The 19492-nt window shown below is 48.2% G+C and carries 16 protein-coding genes; 14 read left to right on the top strand and 2 right to left on the bottom strand.

Annotated elements, in window-relative coordinates; genetic code table 11:
* Nucleotides 1-48 precede the first annotated feature (48 nt).
* Nucleotides 49-1620: a response regulator transcription factor gene (locus BBD42_RS29625; protein ID WP_099521073.1), complete on the top strand. Its 1572-nt coding sequence runs from the start codon at nucleotides 49-51 to the stop codon at nucleotides 1618-1620.
* A gap of 3 nt (nucleotides 1621-1623) precedes the next feature.
* Nucleotides 1624-3426 (top strand): sensor histidine kinase, encoded by a 1803-nt coding sequence (locus BBD42_RS29620; protein WP_099521072.1) that lies wholly within the window; start codon nucleotides 1624-1626, stop codon nucleotides 3424-3426.
* 124 nt (nucleotides 3427-3550) lie between these two features.
* Here the strand turns inward: BBD42_RS29620 and BBD42_RS29615 are convergent, their stop codons facing one another.
* Nucleotides 3551-4492 carry an aldo/keto reductase gene (locus tag BBD42_RS29615; protein WP_099521071.1) on the bottom strand — a complete coding sequence of 314 codons (942 nt, stop codon included), beginning with the start codon at nucleotides 4490-4492 and terminating at the stop codon, nucleotides 3551-3553.
* Between the two features lie 170 nt (nucleotides 4493-4662).
* Here BBD42_RS29615 and BBD42_RS29610 point away from each other — a divergent pair, with 170 nt between their 5' ends.
* The 6 genes from BBD42_RS29610 to BBD42_RS29585 all read left to right on the top strand — a co-directional run bounded on the left by BBD42_RS29610 (nucleotide 4663) and on the right by BBD42_RS29585 (nucleotide 12748).
* Nucleotides 4663-5334 carry a TetR/AcrR family transcriptional regulator gene (locus BBD42_RS29610; protein WP_099521070.1) on the top strand — a complete coding sequence of 224 codons (672 nt, stop codon included), beginning with the start codon at nucleotides 4663-4665 and terminating at the stop codon, nucleotides 5332-5334.
* A gap of 507 nt (nucleotides 5335-5841) precedes the next feature.
* Nucleotides 5842-7137 (top strand): ABC transporter substrate-binding protein, encoded by a 1296-nt coding sequence (locus BBD42_RS29605; protein WP_099521069.1) that lies wholly within the window; start codon nucleotides 5842-5844, stop codon nucleotides 7135-7137.
* 131 nt (nucleotides 7138-7268) lie between these two features.
* Entirely contained in the window at nucleotides 7269-8165 is an 897-nt protein-coding gene (locus BBD42_RS29600; protein ID WP_046233756.1) for a carbohydrate ABC transporter permease, read from the top strand.
* A complete protein-coding gene (locus BBD42_RS29595) occupies nucleotides 8158-8982 on the top strand; it encodes a carbohydrate ABC transporter permease (RefSeq protein WP_046233755.1) in 825 nt (274 codons plus the stop codon). The genes BBD42_RS29600 and BBD42_RS29595 overlap by 8 nt, the downstream gene beginning before the upstream one ends.
* 93 nt (nucleotides 8983-9075) lie before the next feature.
* A complete protein-coding gene (gene lacZ / locus BBD42_RS29590; RefSeq protein ID WP_099521068.1) occupies nucleotides 9076-12111 on the top strand; it encodes a beta-galactosidase, LacZ type in 3036 nt (1011 codons plus the stop codon).
* Nucleotides 12112-12337: 226 nt separating this feature from the next.
* Nucleotides 12338-12748, top strand: coding sequence for a hypothetical protein (locus BBD42_RS29585; RefSeq protein WP_099521067.1), 411 nt, complete (start codon nucleotides 12338-12340; stop codon nucleotides 12746-12748).
* Between the two features lie 110 nt (nucleotides 12749-12858).
* Here BBD42_RS29585 and BBD42_RS29580 read toward each other — a convergent pair whose 3' ends face one another.
* Nucleotides 12859-13407 carry a GNAT family N-acetyltransferase gene (locus BBD42_RS29580; protein WP_099521066.1) on the bottom strand — a complete coding sequence of 183 codons (549 nt, stop codon included), beginning with the start codon at nucleotides 13405-13407 and terminating at the stop codon, nucleotides 12859-12861.
* Between the two features lie 368 nt (nucleotides 13408-13775).
* Here BBD42_RS29580 and BBD42_RS29575 point away from each other — a divergent pair, with 368 nt between their 5' ends.
* The 6 genes from BBD42_RS29575 to ptsP are packed head-to-tail and all read left to right on the top strand — an operon-like array spanning nucleotide 13776 to nucleotide 19453.
* Nucleotides 13776-14564 carry a DeoR/GlpR family DNA-binding transcription regulator gene (locus BBD42_RS29575; RefSeq protein ID WP_237163278.1) on the top strand — a complete coding sequence of 263 codons (789 nt, stop codon included), beginning with the start codon at nucleotides 13776-13778 and terminating at the stop codon, nucleotides 14562-14564.
* Nucleotides 14565-14568: 4 nt separating this feature from the next.
* Complete coding sequence (gene pfkB, locus BBD42_RS29570) at nucleotides 14569-15510, top strand: 1-phosphofructokinase (RefSeq protein ID WP_099521065.1); 942 nt, start codon at nucleotides 14569-14571, stop codon at nucleotides 15508-15510.
* Between the two features lie 42 nt (nucleotides 15511-15552).
* Nucleotides 15553-16932 (top strand): PTS fructose transporter subunit IIC, encoded by a 1380-nt coding sequence (locus BBD42_RS29565; RefSeq protein WP_099521064.1) that lies wholly within the window; start codon nucleotides 15553-15555, stop codon nucleotides 16930-16932.
* A 25-nt stretch (nucleotides 16933-16957) separates the two neighbouring features.
* Complete coding sequence (locus tag BBD42_RS29560) at nucleotides 16958-17413, top strand: PTS sugar transporter subunit IIA (RefSeq protein WP_099521063.1); 456 nt, start codon at nucleotides 16958-16960, stop codon at nucleotides 17411-17413.
* A gap of 31 nt (nucleotides 17414-17444) precedes the next feature.
* Complete coding sequence (locus BBD42_RS29555; protein WP_099521062.1) at nucleotides 17445-17714, top strand: HPr family phosphocarrier protein; 270 nt, start codon at nucleotides 17445-17447, stop codon at nucleotides 17712-17714.
* The gene (gene ptsP, locus BBD42_RS29550; protein WP_099521061.1) at nucleotides 17711-19453 is read left to right on the top strand and encodes a phosphoenolpyruvate--protein phosphotransferase; all 1743 of its coding nucleotides are present in this window, start codon (nucleotides 17711-17713) and stop codon (nucleotides 19451-19453) included. The genes BBD42_RS29555 and ptsP overlap by 4 nt, the downstream gene beginning before the upstream one ends.
* Nucleotides 19454-19492: the final 39 nt, after the last annotated feature.

Here is a 19492-nt window from a genome sequence, read left to right as displayed (position 1 = left end):
CCCCAGACACTTCAAAGGGAATAGCAAGATGATAATGGAGGGATCGTAATGGCGCCTTTTTGCCGCGTGCTCATTGTAGATGATGAACTATTAGTCAGGCAAGGCATCAAGCATTTATTGAATTGGGAAAAGGAAGGCTTTCAAATTGTCGGCGAGGCTGCGAGCGGAACGGAAGCTTTGGAGCTGATTCAGCAGCTGGAGCCGCATATCGTCATAACGGATATCGTCATGCCTGTCATGGATGGCGCGGAGCTGACCCGGATCGTTAAAGCGAGATTTCCGGAAATCGAAGTCATTGTGCTCAGCAGCTTTGGGGAATTCGATTATGTCAGATCGACCTTTCAAAGCGGCGTTGCCGATTATATATTGAAGCCGAAGCTGGAGGCGACCCATCTGCTTGAGGTTTTGAAGCGCACCGCGCAGCGAATTCCTTCATTAAAGCTGGAGCTTGCCCCGACTGATAAAAATACAACGGTACAGGTGCTGCTGGATATGCTGATGGATGGGTTTGGCGTAGAGCTTGATGAGGAAGATGCAACTTTTCCTTACGACAGCTTTCGAATGCTCGGTGCAGAGTGCAAGCCATCTGGAGACAAAAATGCGGTGCTTGCTACAGCCGAGCTGCTGAAAAAAAGAATGCAGGCGGAGCTCGATGTTTCGCTGGAGCAGTCGGTCTATTTTCCGCTTAGGTCGGAGGCCGGACGCGTCGTGCTGCTCATTAATTTGAACGAGCAGGAGAGTTCGCAGCTTGCTGCCGCCGCACGCAGGCTTGATGACTGGACAAGCGAGCAGAAGCTTGAGGCGAGATGGACGCTGGGCGAGCCGTTCAGCGATTATACCGAGGTGGGGGATCATTTCAAGCTTCATTTTCTCAAAATGAGCGACTACCGCTTTTTTCTAGCGGACCCGGATCGTTTGCTTATTGCAGGGGAACTGCCCTATATGCCGCCAGTAGAGGATAAGTTTGATTTGCCGCGGTTTTCCGAGCAGCTGAGCAAGCAGCAGTTTGAGAGCGCTTTTAGCGAACTGCTCGCCTATGTGCAGGGCGCTTCGCATTTTTATAAGAAGGATGTATTTGAGTTTAAATCGTTCCTTAGCAATGTTATTTTTAATATGACAATTGTATTGGGCCGTCTGGAGGTGGATGCATCGCATCTGGAGGAGGCGAAATACCGCTACTTCAAGGAAATTGGCGATGCAGCGCATATAAGCGAAGCGATTGTTTTAATGGAAGCATTCGTGAGCGATGCAGAGGCTGTGCTGGCGACTCGAAAACAGGGAGCGGGCAATCCGAATATGGCGATGCTGCTTGCCTATATTGGCGAGCATTATGCCGAGCCGCTTAGCCTGACGGAGCTGGCGAAGCATTTTCATTTTAACCCGTCGTATTTGTCTACGTATTTCAGTGCGCATAATAATGAGGGCTTTAGCGAATATTTGAACAAAATCCGGGTGGAGAAGGCGGCGGAGCTGCTGCTTGCCGATTCGGCGTCCATCTCGGAAATCAGCGGCATGGTAGGGTACTCGGATCACAGCTATTTTACAAAAGTGTTTAAAAAAATAACCGGCTTGTCGCCCAGCCATTACCGCAAACAATATGTCAACCAGAAAAGGGACTAATGCATGAAGGCATTTTTAGCAAAATTTAAATATCACGGCTTGTTTATTAAAATGTTCACCGTCACCTTAGTCAGCATAATTACCGTTTCGCTGCTTACTACGCTTGTGATGATGCAGATGTCGCAGCGTCTGTTCATGGATACGTTCAGCATTACGAATGGAAAAATCATTAATCAGGTCCAGACCAATTTCGAGTCGTTCAGCTATTCCATTGTGACCGCGACCAATGATGTGCAGCAAAGCGGAACACTCAAATCGTTTTTGAAGGAGCCCGATCAGAGCACCGCTCAGTCGCTGAAAAGGTATTATGAAGCCAATACGCAGATGAAGCGGATTCAATCGAACGTTTCCGCATATTCGGTGAACATTACGATCACAGGCATTAATGGCCGCAGCCATTCGTCTGACAGCACCTATTGGCCTCGCTCTATCGAAAAGCTTCGCAGCAGCGAGCTTACGGAGCATGCGCTGCAGGAGCCGCGGCGTATTTTATATGAGCTGGATCAGGAAAGCATGAAGCCTGAAGACAGCTCAAATGCGGTTGTTGTAGCCTCGAAAACGCTGCTGGAGCGGACGAGCGGCCAGCCTTACGGCCAGCTTTATTTTGCCATAAAAGAGAAGGATTTTCGGAAGTTTTATACGAGCTTTACGAGCATCGGAAATGATGTTGTAATTATAAATAAAGCGGGCATGATCGTTTCGAGCAACCAGGAGCAGCTTGTAGGGACGACGGTGCCAGAGCTTTTGACCTATGCCAAGAAAATTGAAGAGCAGCAGCTGGACGTTATGGATACAACGGCATTGGGAAAAAGCAGCCTCGTGCTGTCAAAATATTTGCCGACCTATGACTTTTATTTGGTGAACTTGATTGATAAGCAGCAGGTCATGAGCCAAATGGTTGATTTCAAAATGGTTGCCCTCATCTCCCTTGCGATCGTGCTGCTGGCGCTCATTATCGTCTTTGTGATTTCAAGGCGGCTAACGAGGTCGCTTACGCTGCTGGCGCGGCAAATTTCTAGAGTGACGAAAAATGATTTCAACAATTATACATCGGTAACCGGAAGCTATGAAATCAAGCAATTGGGCAATGCCTACAACTATATGCTGGATGAGCTGAACGATTACATTAAGCGGCTTATTCAGACGCAGAAGGATCAGCGCAATGCCGAGCTGTCTGCCCTGCAAATGCAGATCAATCCGCATTTCTTATATAATACGCTGGCGTCGATTAAAATTTTGGTGCAGCAGGGCAACAAGGACAAGGCTGCGGACACGATAAACGCACTGATTTCCTTGCTGCAAAATACAGTGAGCAACATAAGCGAGACAATTCCGGTTTCGCAGGAGCTCGTCAACCTGAAAAATTACGTATTTATTAACCATGTGCGTTATGGCGAGCAGATTCGGGTCAATTATTTTGCGGACAAGGACTGTATGGGGGCGCATTTGCCGAAGCTGGTCATCCAGCCATTTATGGAAAATGCCTTTTTCCATGCCTTTCATGAGCGCAGCGAAGGTTATATTTATGTACTCATCTCCCGTGAGGGCGATTCGCTTATTTGTGAGGTCGTTGACAATGGCGTCGGCATTAGCGGGCTCGGTAAATCCGGTGATGAATTAGGAGCAGCTGAGACGGATCGTGAGCGCGGCGTGCATTCGGCCAGCCATTTTTTCTCGGGCATTGGCATTCGCAATGTGCATGACCGTCTGATGCTGCTTTATGGCGAAGGCTACGGGGTGACGATAGTCAGCGATCCGGGCCAAGGGACACGCGTGAAAATCAAGCTTCCGTTGTTGTTTGAGTAACGGACACGACTTAAGAAGGATGAAATCTGAAGCATGAGCATTAAAAATAAAAACAGCAGTTCTCCTCATGGGAGAGCTGCTGTTTTTTTGCAAAAGGCAGGCTGGATTGCAGCTCTGCATTTCATTAGTAGCGAGTACCGTGCACTGTATCTTTTGGACTAGCAGCTTCAATGCGGGCCAGATCCTCGGCGCTTAGTTCAATATCGACCGCTCCTGCATTTTCCTCGATATATTTCAAGCGTTTAGTTCCCGGAATCGGAAGTGTACCATTTGCAATGGTCCACGATAGTGCCAGTTGCGAAGCGGTGACATTTTTTTCAATGGAAATTTCTTTGATTTTGTTTACAAGCTCCACATTTTTTTGGAAGTTCTCCTTTTGGAATCGCGGCAAATGTCTGCGAACGTCATTCGCTTCCAGATCCTCAAACTTCTGCAATTCGCCAGAAATAAAGCCTCGGCTCAGCGGACTGTAAGCTACAAACGTAATACCCAGCTCGTTCACGGTAGGTAAAATGTCATCCTCCACTTCCCGGCTCCAAAGCGAATATTCGGTTTGCAAAGCCGTAATCGGATGGACGGCATGAGCTCGGCGAATGGTAGCGGAATCTGCTTCAGACAAGCCCAAATAACGAACTTTACCGGCAGCAACCAGTTCAGCCATCGCACCTACTGTTTCCTCGATAGGGACATTTGGATCTACACGGTGCTGGTAATACAGATCAATATAATCAATGTCTAAACGTTGCAGGCTCTCGTCTATTGATTTTTTTACATAATCGGGATGACCGTTAATGACGCCGAAATTAGGTGCGAAAGCGAACTTTGTAGCAACGACAGCTTGTTCACGACGGCCCTTGAGAGCTTGTCCCAGTAATTGTTCATTATGACCATTGCCATAAACATCTGCAGTATCCAATAATGTAACACCTAGCTCCAAGGCACGGTGAATCGTACGAATGGAATGTTCATCATCGGTTGCTCCATAAATACCGGGGGACATGCCCATTAAACCTAGGCCAATTGAAGAAACAACCAAGTCACTATTGCCCAGCTTACGTGTTTTCATTATAAGTATCTCTCCTTCGTTTCTCGGATTCGAAATCATCATAGCACAAGAATGTATACAACTCAAACAAAATATATTCTTTTTGTCTATTTTATATACTTCATTCGTGAACCGTGTTTATTCTAGAGGTGGGATCAGGTATACTAAACAAATATGAGGAGGCATTTGAAATGCACGATGAGAATAAAGTCAATGATAAACTAAACGAGACCCGATTGAGACTAATCGTAAAATTGATGCCGTATGTTCTTAAAAACGGTTTTCAAGCTTTGCGGATGGATGATATTGCAAAAATTATGGATGTGAGCCGAGCCACTCTTTATAAATATTTTTCCGCTAAAGAAGAGATTATTGGGGGACTTGTAGAGGGTTTTGTAACCTATATTAATGAGCTTGTCGGGGATGAGATGGAAAGTGAACGAAGCTATGGGATCCGCTTCCAACTGCTTTTTGAGCAGTCTGTCCTGCTTGCAGTAAACATCACAGATGTGTTCTTAAAGGAACTGGCGGACAGCTATCCAGACGGTTACGAGCGGCTAAAAAATGCGATGCAGAAACGGGAGCAGCAATTGCTGGACTTTTATGCAGAGGGGATACATAAAGGTATATTTAATAAAATCAGCGGCAAGCTGTTGATTTTGCAGGATGAGCTATTGCAAAGCATGATTGATATTAAATATTTAGTGGAGAATCAGCTGTCGGTCCATCAGGTACTCTCTGATTATTACATCTTAAAAAAACTCCAATTGTTCAAGCCTGAAAAGCTGGAGGTCGTAGACGATGAGCTGATGTCGCCTAGGTTTGACTATTTGGTTCAGAAAATAAACAAAAGTTTATATTAGAATGCCGAATTCGTCCTGCAAAAGAAGAAAGGTGCGCTTGCTCATGATTGTAAAACAGTGGCTGTCAGGTTAAACCTGCATCAGCCACTGTTTTTTTTCAATAGCGCTGGCGAATGCTTGCGGCGTGAATAATCAGACTGTCGATGGAGCAAAATTCATATACAAGGCATGATTGTCCAAAGAAAAAGAACGATGTAGTAGTGAAGAGCAACCGGAGGGAGTGAGGCGAAGCGGTGTAAATAGGATTTGGCAGGAGAAGCGCTTGTGTACATGGTCAACCCAACATTTACCATATGCATCAATTCCTTACCATCAAGCGTCTAAATATATTACCAATAAGCAAATTAATTACTATTGGTAAAAAATCACTGTTGTACATCAAATAAAAGAATGACAAATCCCTATAAAGATATTGCTATCGAATGGAATAAACAGATTGTTATAATGAATAATGTTAGCCGGCAAACGCTTTCAGTTACGCAGACAATAAAAAAGGGGTTGGGTTCAGTGAAAAAAATGCTTGCCATCCTATTGGCCAGCTTCGTGCTGCTCACAGCATGTTCAGCTAAAACAAATGATTCTACAAACACAGGCAGCGGAGAAGCTACAAAAGAACTTACCGTTTGGGCTTGGGACAAAACGTTTAACATCGGCGCTATGGAGCGTGCGGGTGAGGCTTATGCCGCTAAGCACCCTGATGCTGGCGTAAAGCTTAACATTGTTGAAAATGCACAAGCTGACATTATCCAAAAGCTGAATGCAGGTCTTAACTCGGGCACGACAAAAGGTCTTCCAACAATTATTTTGATTGAAGATTACCGTGCACAAAGCTTCTTGCAAGCTTACCCGGACGCATTCTTTGACCTATCGGATTACATCAAACCGGCAGACTTCGCCGATTACAAAATCGGGCCGACAAGCCTTGATGGCAAGCAATACGGCGTACCATTCGACTCCGGTGTAACGGGTCTTTATGTAAGAACAGACTACTTGGAGCAAGCAGGCTACAAAGTAGCTGATCTGCAAGAGCTGGATTGGGATAAATTTATCGAAATCGGCAAAGCAGTAAAAGCCAAAACAGGCAAACAGCTGCTGACACAAGATCCTAACGATCTTGGCCTTATTCGGATGATGATTCAATCCGCTGGCTCGTGGTATTTGAAAGAAGACGGCGTAACGCCAGACCTGGCAAACAACCCGGCTTTGAAAGAAGCATTTGAAACGTACAAAAAACTGATGGAAGCGGACATTGTAAAAGTAACTTCCGACTGGAGCCAGTTTGTAGGCGCGTTTAACAGCGGCGAAGTAGCAAGCGTTCCAACGGGCAACTGGATTACCGCTTCGGTTAAAGCAGAAGCATCGCAGTCCGGCAAATGGGCGGTTGTACCGTTCCCTAAACTGGCGAACAACGCTGATTCCGTTCGCGCTTCGAACCTTGGCGGCAGCTCGTGGTATGTAATGAACGTTGATGGCAAGGAAGCGGCAGCTGAATTTTTGAAAGAAACATTCGGTTCCGATGTGGATCTGTACCAGAAGCTTGCTACAGATATCGGCGCAATCGGCACACTGAAAGCAGCAGCTGACGGCGAAGCTTACAAAGCAGCTGATGATTTCTTCGGCGGACAAAAAGTTGTAGCTGATTTTGCAAAATGGACAGCTGAAATTCCAAGAGTTAACTACGGTATGCATACGTATGCAATCGAGGACATTCTTGTTGTAGAAATGCAAAACTTCATGGGCGGCAAAGCAATCGACCAAGTATTGGCTGATGCTCAAGCTCAAGCAGAAACACAAGTTAAATAAATTCGACCATACGGCAGATGAATAAAATCTTGGGTGATCACAAGCCCTCGCCAGAAAAGCTCGTGCTTGGATTGGCGGGGGCGGCGATTGCCCCGAGATTTTATTTCCGTGAAGAAAGGGGTTAGGCTTTCGTGAAATCAGCGCAGCCTGGCATAAAAATTCGTAATCGAGCTAACTTGACGGGATGGCTGTTCGTCATCGTTGCCGTCGTGCTAATCGCATCCTTTTATTTTTATCCAATGATTCAAGCGCTTCTTCTCTCGTTCAAATCCGGCAAAGGGATGAACCTCCACTACGTTGGCTTTGACAACTACATTCGTCTATTCAGTGATCAGACGTTCCGTGTGGCGCTAAAGAATACATTTATTTATCTGATCATTCAAGTACCGGTTATGATTGTGCTAGCCATGTTTATTTCCGTACTGCTCAATGACAGCAAGCTGAAGCTGAAGGGCTTTTTCCGTACAGCAATATTTCTGCCGGCGGTTACTTCACTTGTTGCCTACTCGGTTATTTTCAAATACTTATTTGCAGGCGACGGCCTTGTGAACCAACTGCTGCTCAAGCTGCATCTGATTGGCACGCCTATTCAATGGATAACAGATCCATTTTGGGCTAAAATTACGGTTATTATTGCCATTACATGGCGCTGGACAGGCTATAACATGATTTTCTACTTATCAGCTCTGCAAAATATTGACCATTCGATTTATGAGGCTGCCAAAATCGACGGAGCTTCTTCGACGAGACAGTTTTTCGGCATAACGATGCCTTTGCTGAAGCCTATTATTTTATTTACATCCATTACATCGACTATCGGTACACTGCAGCTGTTCGACGAGGTTGTGAACATTACGAAGGGCGGTCCGGGCAACGCGTCTATGTCCATCTCCCAGTACATTTACAATCTGTCCTTCAAATATTCCGCAGATTTCGGATATGCAGCAACGGTGTCTTATTCTATCGTAATTATGATTATTATTTTGGCATTTGTTCAGTTTAAAGCGGCAGGTGATAAAAATGGATAAGCTAAAACGGGTATCGGTTTATATTTTTCTCAGCGTCGCAGCGTTCATTTCCATTTTCCCGTTTCTGTGGATGATCGTCAGCGCGACGAACAGCTCCTCAGATGTAACTCAAGGGCGACTGCTTCCAGGCAGCAAGCTTATTGAAAATATTAATAACTTGTTCAGCTCGGTCGACATTGTGCCGGCGCTCATGAACTCGGCTAAAATTTCGATCTCGACGACGCTGCTGGCGATGCTGATTGCTTCGCTTGCAGGTTACGGCTTTGAAATTTATAAAAGCAAGGCGAAGGACATCGTCTTCACGATTTTGCTGCTGTCGATGATGATTCCGTTCGCGGCGATTATGGTTCCGCTGTATCAAATGTTCGCAGGAATTTCGAGCAGCGTTCCGTTTTTAGGGCTTGATACCCTATCGGGCGTCGTGCTGCCGACGATGACGACAGCGTTTCTCATCTTCTTTTTCCGTCAAAACACTAAAATGTTCCCGAAAGAGCTGCTTGAAGCAGGCCGTATTGATGGCTTGAACGAGCTGGCCCTGTTCTTCCGCATTTATGTGCCGACGATGAAGACGACGTATGCGGCAGCGGGAATTATTACGTTTATGTCGAGCTGGAACAACTACTTGTGGCCGCTTATCGTGCTGCAATCGCCAGACAAGCGTACGATTCCAATGCTGATCTCCAATTTGGGCTCCAGCTACACGCCGGATTACGGCATGATCATGATGGCAATCGTGATTTCGACGATTCCGACAGCGCTTGTGTTCTTCCTGATGCAAAGACATTTTGTAGCGGGTATGACCGGTTCGGTCAAATAATGATTTCGATTGCAAAATAAGCAAGGGATAGGCGGCTGCATGCCATGCATGCAGCCGCCTGACTTATCATCTACGTTATGGAGGAATTATTTTATGACTACTACAAAGCCGAGCCTCGACTGGCTAACTGATGTAAGTGTATTTGCTGTTAACCGAGTGCCAGCTCATTCCGATCACCGTTATTATGAAACTGCAGCAGAGGCGGAGGCAGCTGGCAGCATGAAGCTGCGCCACAGCCTGAATGGCAGCTGGAAGTTCAACTATGCCGTAAGACCTGCTGATCGTCCGTTTACTTTTTATGAGCAAAATTTTAATAGCGACACTTGGGAGTCGATTGAGGTGCCAGGCCACATTCAGCTTCAAGGCTATGGCAAGCCGCAATATGTCAATACGATGTATCCTTGGGATGGACATCATGAGCTGCGCCCGCCGGCTATATCGGAAAATGACAATCCGGTAGGAAGCTATGTGAAGCATTTTAACGTGCCTCAAAACATGCTTAACAAGCCCGTATATATTTCCTTCCAAGGCGTAGAATCTGCCTTCTACGTATGGCTGAACGGAAAGTTCGTTGGCTATAGCGAGGACAGCTTTACACCGGCCGAGTTTGATTTGACTCCTTATTTGCAGGAGGGTGAAAACAGGCTAGCCGTTGAGGTTTATCAGCGCAGCACGGGAAGCTGGCTCGAGGATCAAGATTTTTGGCGTTTTTCTGGCATTTTCCGCGATGTGTATTTGTATACCGTTCCAGCGATTCATGTTCGAGATCTGTTCGTAAAAACAGAGCTGGATGCGGCTTATAAGCAAGGCAAGCTGTTGGTGGACTTGAAGCTGAGCGGTGCGGTTGACAGCGCAAGCATCAAGCTTGTCCTAAAGGACGCAGCTGGACAGGCGGTTGTGGCTGGAGCTGCAGAGGCAACGGAAGCTGGGGTATGGACGGCGTCGCTTGATGCTGGAGCCGTGTCGCTGTGGAATGCGGAAAATCCGTATTTATATAAATTGTATGTAGAAGTTTATAATGCGGCAGGCGAACTTCTTGAAGTAGTTCCGCAGCGCGTAGGCTTCCGCAAATTCGAAATGATCGACAAAGTCATGCATATTAACGGCAAACGAATTGTTTTCAAAGGCGTTAACCGCCATGAATTTAATCCTCGCAGAGGGCGTGCCATTACGGCAGGCGATATGCTGTGGGATATTAAGACGATGAAGCAAAACAATTTGAATGCGGTTCGCACCTCCCATTACCCGAACCAATCGTTATGGTATGAGCTGTGTGACGTGTATGGATTGTATGTCATTGATGAAATGAATTTGGAAACGCATGGCTCATGGCAAAAAATGGGCGCAGTGGAGCCGTCGTGGAACGTTCCTGCCAATAAGCTGGAATGGCAGGATATCGTAATGGATCGGGCGATTTCTATGGTCGAGCGGGACAAAAACCATCCGTCCATCTTAATCTGGTCGGTCGGCAATGAAGCTTATGCAGGCGAGGTGCTGCTGAACGTATCGAACTATTTCCGCAGCGCTGACCCTAGCCGCCTCGTTCATTATGAAGGTGTATTCCATAATCGCGACTATGATGCTACGAGCGACATGGAAAGCCGCATGTATGCGAAGCCGGCAGATATCGAGCTTTATTTGAACGATAATCCGCAAAAGCCGTACATCAGCTGCGAGTACATGCATGCAATGGGCAACTCGGTTGGCGGCATGCACAAATATACAGAGCTTGAGCAAAAATATGCGTTGTACCAAGGCGGCTTTATTTGGGATTACATCGATCAGGTCATTGTGAAAAAAGACCGCTTCGGCAAGGAATTCCTCGCTTATGGCGGGGACTTCGACGACCGTGCGACCGATTATAATTTCTGTACGAATGGTATCGTCTATGCTGATCGTAAAGTATCGCCGAAAATGCAGGAAGTGAAGTTCCTTTATCAGAACATTAAGCTGTTTCCTGACCGCGAAGGCGTGAAAATCGTCAATGAAAATCTGTTTGAAGGAACAGATGCTTATGAGCTGGTCATTAAGCTGCATCTGGAAGGTGCAGAAATTTTCCGCAGCGTAAGCGAAGTTCAAGTAGCTGCACAAAGCGAAGCTTATGTTCCGGTAGTGCTTCCAGCGGCAGAGCAAGCGGGCGAATATGTTATTCATGCGTCCTTGCAGCTGAAAGCAAGCACGCTTTGGGCAGATGCAGGACATGAGCTGTCGTTTGGACAATTCGTATTTTTAGTGGAGCAAAAGGTAGCAGCTTCGCTTCCGGCAGGAGAACTGCGCGTCGTAGAAGGCGATGTCAACATCGGCGTACATGGGCGCGATTTCAGCATTATGTTCTCCAAGCAGGCGGGTACGCTGACCTCGGTCAACTATTCGGGCAAAGAGATGATTGCACTGCCGCCAGCTCCATTGTTCTGGCGGGCAACGACGGATAATGACAAAGGTTTTTCACTTGGCTTTGATTCCGGCATGTGGTTTGCTGCCAGCTTGACACGCAAATGCATTAGTGTTGTGTTGACCGAGCAGGAGGGAACGGCAACGGTAACGTTCCAATATCGCCTTAGCATTAGTGCCGATGTATTGGTGACAGTAGCCTATACGGTGCTGGGTGACGGAAGCGTACAGGTGAAATCGCGTTATGAGGGAGCAGCGAACTTGCCGAAGCTGCCGATTTTCGCTCTTTCGTTCAAGGTGCCTGCTGATTATCAGCATCTGGACTGGTATGCAATGGGTCCGGATGAAAACTACATTGACCGTGCGTTTGGGGCGCGTCTTGGCGAATTCCAAAACGTTGCCGCAGATAATGTATCCGGTTATGTTGTGCCGCAAGAGTCGGGCAATCGTACAGGTGTCCGCCGTGTAAGCATTACGAATGATCTCGGAAGAGGCATTCGCATTTCAGCGCCGGCAACTCAGCCTGTAGAATGCAACATTGCGCCTTATACTGCATTTGAGCTGGAGAGCGCGCAGCATCACCATGAGCTTCCAAACGTTCATTATACAGTCGTGACGGTAGCAGGCAGACAAATGGGTGTCGGCGGCGACGACAGCTGGGGCGCTCCTGTCCATGATGAATATTTGATCCCAGCGGATCAGGAGCTGGCTTTTGAGTTCCTTATCAGCCGGGTATAAGCGATAAAGTAAAGAGCATTTTGTGCTTGAATGGCTGTACAACGAGAGTGGGGAAAATAGGAGGGCAGCTGCCCTCCTATTTTTTTATAGTCGGGTCTTCATAGCTTATAAATCACGCAAGCATATTAAAGATATTTTGTCAAATTTGCAGAGGCAGTGGCAATTTGACGTCTTCCAAATCTTCCATCATACTAACCGTAATTAAAGCGAAAGGTTGGTTGACTTGATGGAAAACAACATTATTGAATCTACTTTGAAGGAATTGCTTTCTGTCGTTAAGATCATCAACGAACGGGTAGGAACGTTGGAAGAAGGGCAGCAAGCACTTACTGAAAGTCATCAGGTGCTTGTTAGTGGTCAACAATCGCTTGCTGAAAGTCATCAGGCACTTGCTGAAAGTCACCAGACGCTTGCTGAAAGTCATCAAGCGCTTGCTGATAGTCAGCGCGAAGGCTTTAGAAAAGTGAATGAGCAGCTGGAGCGTATGGAATTAAAGCTTGAAGCGACCTTTGAGCAGACAGCGCGCATTACCGAGGTGGTATCATCTGTAATCGTTTATCGGCTTGACGCCCATCGGAACATGATTGCGAAGGTCGAAGAAGAGATTGAAATTTTAAAAAGCCGTCATAAATCATAAGCTCATAAGCAGAAGAAGAGGAGGGCAGCTGCCCTCCTCTTCCTTCTATTCATGCACGATTTTTTATTGTTGCAGACATGCTTTTCATGCAAACTTGCTTTTATTCAAAATCAACGATTAAGCTCCTCATAATCCGCCCTTGTCAATCCGTAAAAGACCAGGTCCTCAAATTCGCCCCATTTGAAAATATGCTGCTTGAATTCGCCTTCATATTTCATGCCAACTTTTTTCATGACATTGGAGGAAGAAGGGTTTTTGGCCATAGCTGCTGCCATAATTTTATTCAAAGCCAGCTGCTCAAAGCCGAATTGGATGACACGCTTTGCCGCTTCTGTGGCGTAGCCATGCCCCCAATAAGGCTTACCTGACCAGTAAGACAGTTCGCCTCGCTGATCGGGCTTGCTCAGATTTAAGCTCATGCAGCCGATTAAGGCATTGTCTTTTTTGCGGGTCACTGCGAAAGGGAAGCCCTCTCCATTGCTTGCTCTAATTGTATTGTTGCTAATCCAATCCTCGGCTGCCCCATCAGGATAGGGGTAAGGAATAGACAGTGTTGTACTTGCTACTTCAATATTGCCGGCCAGTTTCTGGACTCTGCTTGCGTCGTCTAAGTTAAACGCTCTCAAAATCAATCGTTCTGTTTCTAGTGTTGGCTGCATAAGAAAACACCTCGCAATAATTGATTTTTTTGAAATAGAGGAAAGGATATGATTATCCATCCATTCTCTATATTTCTTGGACTGAAACGCGCTGTGCCGCCAGAGAACGGCAAAGCCGTTTACGCTTGTCTTATCCTATTTTATAGGCTTAACCTTCTAAATAGCAATGTGTGAATGGTCATGGGCATGCGCAGACCATTTGCCTTGAATAAGTTCAGGGAATGACTGAGTATGACCGTTTATGAAAATAATAGTTAAATAAACCAATTGACATCACGTCTTTGACTGAATATAATCGGTTTATAAATAAAACGTTCATAATCATTCATTTGAATGGCTGAATGATTTCATAAACGATCAAATAGGCGGTGAGGAACATTTTTGGTGAAGAACGCAAAAATTTAATTTTAGCTTTAGTAGAAGAGCAGAAGCGAGTTGACCTGCAGGCACTATGTGAAAAGTTTCAAGTATCAGAGTCGACGATTCGCCGGGATTTGCGGGAGATGGAGGAAGCCGGGCTGCTTAAGCGCACGCATGGCGGAGCGATATCCATTCGCAGCGTTAACTTTGAACCGAGCTTTTCCGAGCGGGAGATTACATCAACGGAGCAAAAGAAAGCGATTGCAGCTAAAGCGGTTCAATGGATTAGCAATGGGGATACGATTTTGCTGGACTCCGGCACAACTACTTTTTATTTGATGCAGCAATTGACAGCGTTTACGAAGCTGACGGTTGTGACCAATTCGCTCATGCTTCCGCAGGATTTGGAGCTGCCGCCAGGCATTGATGTCATTGTACTAGGAGGGGCTTACCGGCCTGGCGTATTGTCACTGGTCGGGCCGATTACCGAGCGCAGCCTGGATTTCATTAAGGTTGACAAGGCGTTTATGGCGACGAACGGCATGGATTTGGAGGAAGGACTTAGCACGCCGAACGTGGTCGAGGGAGACATCAAGCGCAAAATGATCAAGCGCGCTGACCGCATTATTTTACTCAGCGACAGCAGCAAGGTGAATCAGATCAGCTTCGCGCGCTTCGCTGATTGGAGCGATATTGACGTGTGCATTACCGATTCGGATATGCCGGAGGAATTTGCCCGGAAGCTGGAAGAGCGAGGCGTCGAGGTGTATCGAACCTCGGCAGGAAAGGAGGCGTAACAGCATGTCCAAGCAGCAAGTCATTACACTTACTTTGAATCCTTCCATGGACAAGACGATTATGCTTCAGGAGCTGAAGCTGGGCGGGCTCAACCGGGCGGAGGACATCCGCCTTGATCCCGGCGGGAAAGGCATTAATGTGGCGCGAATCGTGCACACCTTTGGAGCCAGCGTTACCGCCGCAGGATTTATCGCTGGCGGCATAGGCAAACGAATTAAAGATGAGCTGGATCGTTCAGGCATTCATACGGCATTTGTTGAAGTACCGGGCGAGACGCGGACGAATATGAAGCTTGTAGATCAGAAGCAGCGAACGACGACCGAGGTGAATGAGCCGGGCTTTGCGGTCAGCGAAAGCCAGCTTGCCGAGCTGGATCAGCTGCTCGATGAGCTGCTGCCGAAAGCGTCGGTACTCGTCCTTGGAGGCAGTCTGCCGAAGGGGGCGCCGCCGCAGCTGTATCATGATTTTATTTTGAAAGCGCGCAAGCTAGGCGTACGTACGATTCTGGATGCGGATGGCGAGGCGATGGTTTCTGGAATCAAAGCGACTCCTTACGCGGTCAAGCCGAATCTTTATGAGCTGGAGCAGCTTGCTCAGCGCAAGCTGGACTCGGAAGAGGAAATCGTTCAGGCGGGAAGACAGCTGCTTGCTCAGGGGATAACGCTCGTTATGATATCGATGGGCGCAGATGGGGCTATCGTCATGAGCGGCAACGAAGCCTACTTGGCAAAGCCGTTTCCCATTGAGGCGCTGAGCACCGTTGGCGCAGGAGATTCAATGGTAGCCGTACTTGCACAGGCGCTATTGCAAAATAGCAGCCTCGAAAATGTGGCAAGGTGGAGTACGGCCGCTGGAACGATAACAGCTTCCAAAGCAGGTACCCAAGTATGCGAGTTTGAGGAAATTCGCAGCCGGGCGGGCGATATAAATATTCAGGCATTGTGATTATATTGAAGAGACTGGCGACATCATAAGGGAGGAATTGACATGAAGAAATTGCTGGCTGTAACTTCTTGTCCGACTGGCATTGCCCATACGTATATGGCCGCGGAATCATTGCTTAAAATGGCAGAGGAGAAAGGTGTTCCGCTGAAGGTTGAAAAGCGCGGCGCGCTTGGCGTAGAGGATGAGCTTACGCCGGAGGAAATCGCCGAAGCGCACGCGATTATTTTGGCAGCGGATACCGATGTATTGGAATCTCGATTTGCAGGCAAGCCGATTATTAAAGTTGGCGTTGCCGAAGGCATCCGCAATCCGGCAGGCTTGATTGAGCAGGCGCTGGCGAAAGAAGCGGCTCAAGCTGGGGCGGCCGCACCTGCACAGGAGCAGACGAAGAAAGAGGGCAGCTCTGTGCGAACGGGTGCCTACAAGCACTTGATGACTGGTGTGTCGAATATGCTGCCGCTCGTTGTCGCCGGGGGAATCATTATTGCGATTTCGTTTATTTTCGGTATAAAAGCGTTCCAAGAGGAAGGTACGCTCCCAGCAGCGCTGATGAACATTGGGAGCGGGGCGGCATTCGCTTTAATGATTCCGATTTTATCCGGCTTTATTTCCTTCTCTATCGCAGACCGGATCGGCCTTGCGCCCGGACTTGTAGGCGGAATGCTGGCCAGCCAGCTGGGAGCCGGCTTCCTCGGCGGTATTATTTCAGGCTTTCTTGCCGGCTATGTGGCAAAATGGCTGCGTCATGCGATCAAGCTGCCGAAATCGCTGGAAGGCATTAAGCCGATTCTTATTATCCCCGTGCTGTCGACGCTCATAGTCGGGCTGATTATGATTTATGTCGTAGGAACGCCAGTGAAGACATTGATGGATATTTTGACGACATGGCTGACAGGCCTGAATTCAACGAATGCGATTTTGCTCGGCTTGCTGCTTGGGGCTATGATGGCGTTCGATATGGGCGGTCCGCTTAATAAGGCAGCGTATACATTTGCTGTCGGCTTGCTTGCAAGCCATGTGTACGGCCCAATGGCTGCCGTGATGGCAGCAGGAATGACTCCGCCGCTTGGCTTGTGGCTTGCGACCGTCATTCGCAAAAACAAATTTTCCAAAGAAGAGCGCGATGCGGGAAAAGTAGCAGGAGTCATGGGGCTGGCCTTTATTACCGAAGGAGCTATTCCTTTCGCAGCCGCTGATCCGCTTCGTGTCATCCCAGGTACGGTGCTTGGTTCCGCAGTAGCGGGCGCGCTGTCGATGGTGTTTGGGGCGACGCTGCAAGCGCCGCATGGCGGGGCATTCGTACTCGCTATTCCAAATGCAGTAACGCATCTCGGCGCTTATGCCGCAGCTATTGTCATCGGTTCTGTTGTTACAGCCGTAACGGTATCCTTGCTCAAAAAAAATAAGCTGGCAGCAGCTTAAATCCCACTCCATGGAGGTAATGAACATGTCATCCCAAACCTTATTAAATATTGAAACAATCATTCTCGATTCATCCGCTGGTGACCGTCAAGCCGTTATTAAAGAGCTTGCTGAGCGGCTGCAATCGGCTGGTTATTTGAACGATGAGGCTGCTTTTCTAGCTTCGGTTGAGGCGCGTGAGCAGCATGCGTCAACAGGCATCGGCTTTGGGGTTGCGATTCCGCATGGCAAATCCGCGGGTGTCAGCAAGCCGGGCTTAGCTTTTGCCCGTCTTTCACAGCCAATTGACTGGGGCTCCCTTGATGGCAAGCCGGTCACTTCGATTATTTTGCTGGCCATTCCGGAATCGGATGCAGGCAAGGAGCATTTGCGGATTTTGGCTTCGGTATCGCGCAAGCTGATACACGAAAGCTTCCGTCAAGAGCTGCTGGATGGCCAAAACGCAGCAGATATTTTGAAAACATTGGAAAGCGCCCTGTAAGCACAGCGGGATTAAAGGAGGAGACAGAGAGATGCAAACACGTGTATTAACGATCATAAATGTAGAAGGGCTGCATTTGCGCCCGGCCCAAGTGCTAGCTAATGCAGCAGGACAATTCACAGCGGATATTTACGTAGAGGTGGTTGGCGGCGGGGAGGCAAATGCGAAAAGCGTGCTTGGCATCATTGCGCTTGGTTTGGAAAAAGGGGCTGAAGTCAAGCTGTCGGCAGACGGCGAAGATGAGGAGCAGGCTGTCGCCAAGCTTGCTGAATTATTCGAGCAAGGTTTCGGAGAGCAATGAGCGAGCATCGCATCAAAGGCATCGGCGTTTCGGAAGGTATCCGCTTCGGGAAAGCATTCATCTATGGCGCGCCTGCTGTAGAGGCGGCTTATCCTCAGCGGATTGAGCCGGAGCAGGTGGAGGCGGAGCTTGAACGCCTGGAGCAGGCGAAGCGCCAGTCGGCAGCAGAGCTGAATGCGATCATTGCCAAAACCGAGGCGAAGCTAGGGAAGGACAAAACGGCAATTATCGAGGGACAGCTGAGCTTTCTGGATGATCCCGCCTTTTACGGCGATATTCGCGGTCAAATTAAGCGCAAGCAGGCGTCCGCTGAACAAGCGGTACAAACCGTGCTGGCCCAGCTTTCCGCGCTGTTTGAGAAGATGAACAATGCATATGTAAAGGAACGCATTCATGATGTGAAGGACGTTGCGGATCGGCTCATGAGCCATTTGCAGCAGGTTTTTTATCCGGATCTGGCGAGTATTACAGAGCCTGTTATTTTAGTAGCGGAAGATTTAACGCCTTCCGTTACCGTGCAGCTTGATCGCAGCATTGTGCTTGGCTTTGTGACACGGGTTGGCGGAGAAACGACGCATACAGCGATTTTGTCCCGCTCGCTCGGCATTCCTGCAGTTGTGGGCACTGGTGCTGCTTTCGAGCAGCTGAGCCATGGTGAGGAGCTGATTCTGGACGGTACGGAGGGCGTTATCGTGCTGAATGCCGATCAGGCTACCCGCTCGGAATATGAAGGCCGGCAGCAGGAGGAGCAATCCGCAGCAGTGAAGCTTGAGAAATACAGGCTGCTGCCAGCACAGACGGAGGATGGCAAGCTGATCGAGCTCGCTGTCAACGTCGGCATGCCGGAGGAAATGCGTGAAGGGCTAGTGGACGAGGCCCATGGGACCGGCTTGTTCCGAACGGAATTTCTGTTCATGAACGCTGACTCCTTCCCGGACGAAGAAAAACAATTTGCTGTATATAAACAGCTTGCTGAAGCTTGGAAAGGCAAGCCTATCGTTATCCGCACGCTGGATATTGGCGGAGACAAGGAGCTGTCCTATTGGGATTTGCCGCACGAGGACAATCCATTTCTCGGCAATCGCGCTATCCGCCTTTGTCTGAATGAGCGGGAGCTGTTCCGCACCCAACTTCGGGCGATTGTTCGTGCCAGCGCCTTCGGCACCGTTAAAATCATGTTCCCGATGATATCCTCCATGCAGGAGTTCCGCGCTGCCAAGCAGTTGACGCTTGAAATTATGGACGAGCTGAAGGAGCAGGCCATCGCCTTTGATGAAAAACTGGAAATCGGTATAATGGCCGAGGTTCCGTCTGTCATTCAGCTGGCGGACCGTTTCGCCAAAGAGGTTGACTTTTTCAGCATTGGCACAAACGATTTGGTGCAATATACGCTTGCCGTTGACCGCATGAACGAGAAGGTCGCGCACTTATATGATTATTTCCATCCGGCCGTTATCCGCTCGATTCGCAGCTTGATACTAGCGGCGCACAAGGAAGGCAAATGGGTTGGCATGTGCGGTAAAATGGCGGGCGATCCGCTCGCAGCACCGCTGCTGCTCGGAATGGAGCTGGATGAATGGAGTATGGATGCGGCTTCTCTGGCGAAGCAAAAGTTTACGCTGTCTAGACTAAATGTGCAGGATAGCGCCAAGTTGCTAAGCGTTGTGCTTGATCTTGACACAGCTGAGGAAGTTCGGCAGCACATTAAAGCTTTCCATGCTTCCAAATTTAGTGATTAGCATAGGTGTGGCAAATAGGTTTGGGCATGATGCCGCCCA

It is taken from the genome of Paenibacillus sp. BIHB 4019, assembly GCF_002741035.1.
Taxonomy (GTDB): Bacteria; Bacillota; Bacilli; order Paenibacillales; family Paenibacillaceae; genus Pristimantibacillus.
The sequence above is the reverse complement of the archived record's forward strand: the minus strand, read 5'-3'. Positions and strand labels throughout refer to the sequence as shown.